This is a genomic window from Streptococcus vestibularis ATCC 49124, assembly GCF_000188295.1.
Taxonomy (GTDB): Bacteria; Bacillota; Bacilli; order Lactobacillales; family Streptococcaceae; genus Streptococcus; species Streptococcus vestibularis.
In genome coordinates this window covers 1-2,289 of sequence record NZ_GL831114.1, presented here as the reverse complement: position 1 = coordinate 2,289, position 2,289 = coordinate 1, and the positions used below count along the sequence as shown (strand labels likewise).

At 34.1% G+C, this 2,289-nt stretch carries 2 protein-coding genes and 1 pseudogene; all 3 read right to left on the bottom strand.

Annotated features, from left to right (window positions below; genetic code table 11):
• Positions 1-22: 22 nt before the first annotated feature.
• Positions 23-628, bottom strand: coding sequence for a DUF1269 domain-containing protein (locus tag HMPREF9425_RS08940; RefSeq protein WP_002916827.1), 606 nt, complete (start codon positions 626-628; stop codon positions 23-25).
• A 686-nt stretch (positions 629-1,314) separates the two neighbouring features.
• On the bottom strand, positions 1,315-1,830 hold the full coding sequence (locus tag HMPREF9425_RS08935) for a DUF308 domain-containing protein (RefSeq protein ID WP_037611159.1): 516 nt from the start codon (positions 1,828-1,830) through the stop codon (positions 1,315-1,317).
• Between the two features lie 218 nt (positions 1,831-2,048).
• Positions 2,049-2,289 (bottom strand): annotated as a pseudogene (locus tag HMPREF9425_RS08930) (XRE family transcriptional regulator); the annotation flags it as partial.

Below are 2,289 nucleotides of genomic sequence, written 5' to 3'. Positions count from 1 at the left end.
TTACCTCAGTCTCTTCAGTCTGTTAATTTTTTTTCGAAAATTTCTCTTTAATATTAGCTTTCAATTTATCAAATTTTTCACGACGAGCTTCTTTTTTATCCGCAATTAAGCGAGCTTTAGCTTGATGCTCTAAATCTTCTTGAATTTTGAGAGCTGACTCTATTTCTGCCGCAACAGTAGCGACATCCCACCTAGCAATGTGAACCTGATACTTTTCAAAAATAGAATTTAAAACAGATTCATCATTTTCTTGTACAAGTGCAATAATAGCTACTTCGCCATTTGTCAACTTATTACTAACGGTTGTAATTAATACCGAATTGGCCAATTCTTTGTCTGAACCAACGGAGGCGCCAATTGCTCCACCAGCAGCAAAACCAAAGAGAACACCTAGTGGTCCACCTAAAATTCCGATTAAACTACCAATTAATCCGCCTTCGAAATAATCATCTCCTAGGGAATCCATCAAATCAAAGCTATCTTTGACGTTAACAACACCATTTTCAGCTTTTACAATTGAAGCCTGAGCTAATTTTGTATTTTCAGTTTGACCAAACTGTTTTAATTCTGAAAAGGCCTGAAAGGCTTCACTTTCAATATCAAAAATTGAGACAACAACATTTTCCATGGGCTTACACTCCTTTATTACTTTATAGAGATAGAATAAAATCTCCTATATTTAGTAGTACAAAATACTGCTACACAAGGTGAATTATAGCATACAATAATCTTTTATGTAATATACAATATTTTACAAAGAGATTGAGGTTTTATTACAAAACTTATATTCTATAAATTAGACAACTTTAAAATTTTGATTAAAAAAAGATTTGGATAGAGCTGTTGGTAGACTTAGGAAATTTTAAGAACATGCATTAGTTAAACTCAAAATACAAGAAAAGCCTAAAAAGACTATACTGTAAGTGACAAAACAAAACAGGAGGATAGTCCAAATGAGCCACTTACATTAGTCCTGTGAAATACAGAACTAAATCCTTCACTTAAATTACTTGTCTAACTTTTTGGGGTCAGTACAAACAGTGCTTTTTTTGTTGAAATCGCAAAGAATCTAAGCTTTCTTTTTGCAGATAACATTCGCTCTTTTATTTTCGGTATGATTGAGTCGATGCCCCGTTCTCGACCGGTTATTATTGCAACTTATCGAATGCTAGAGCACTATGCCATCACTTTTTGGAAGAATACTTGGAGCAATTCTACGCAGAATGGAATGCGAAAAAGTGATAATTAAAGAGACGAAAAAGCTGAGAATATGATTTCCCAGCTTTTTTGAATGCGATAGAAATAGCAACTAGACTATTTACGAAAGGCCTCAATAATGTAGGTGAAGCCAGTAACTAAAAATGAAAAGGCAATGACATAAACGACAAAGACACCTGTAGCCACTGGATTGAACAGAATCACTAGACCTAGTAAAAATACAAGCAAGGCTACCCACGTGATATTGCTACCAATAATAGGGAAAATCAATCCTAGACGTTTGCCTTTAAAGAAAGCAATAATGGCTTCTACAATTAACCAAATTCCTACAATGGTCGGAATGACGACCGGCAGGGTCACAAAGCCATAAGCAACGAGGTAAAGAGCTAAGAGAAGACTAACAAACCCTTGGAAAAGATAAACAGGTGAGCGAAGCTCTTTTGGTGCAGAGAAATAGCCTAAAATAGCTGCTATAGAAGAAACCAGTAAATCAAATGCAATCCACCAGCTGTAAGCAACAAGATTAGCTACTGGGTTTGTAAATAGGAAAAGTCCTAAAAGGACAAAAACAACTCCTGCAAGGAATAGCAGTAAACGATTAGAAAATTTCATTTCAATACCCCCTATATAGTATAGTCTGATAATTAAACTATTATACTTATTTTTATAGAAAATGTCAATAAAATAAATAAACAATTTGGAAGTTTCAGTCTGACTTACAAAAAGAAAAGGAGTTTCCACTCCTTTTCACAGATTGAAGACAAAGTCCTTATAAAAGTGTCTTCTAAAGATTTTAACTTCAATCTGAAGCGAGGTTATCCTCGCTTTTTCTATTTATCAAACAATTCCTTATTTTCAATTAAGAGTTCTAGTGGAGATTTATCCCTTGCTACAATAAAACCAGGTTCATATTGGTTATGAAGTGTTCTTTTCTGAGAAGTTGGATCAATATACAACTCATCTCCATCTTCTGTGTATAGTTGGTTGCCTCTTGTTAGGTAAAGTAAATCCTCTAAGTACTGTCCATCAGTTTCTAGAAAATCTTCGATGTATTTGACAGCTTTTAAAATC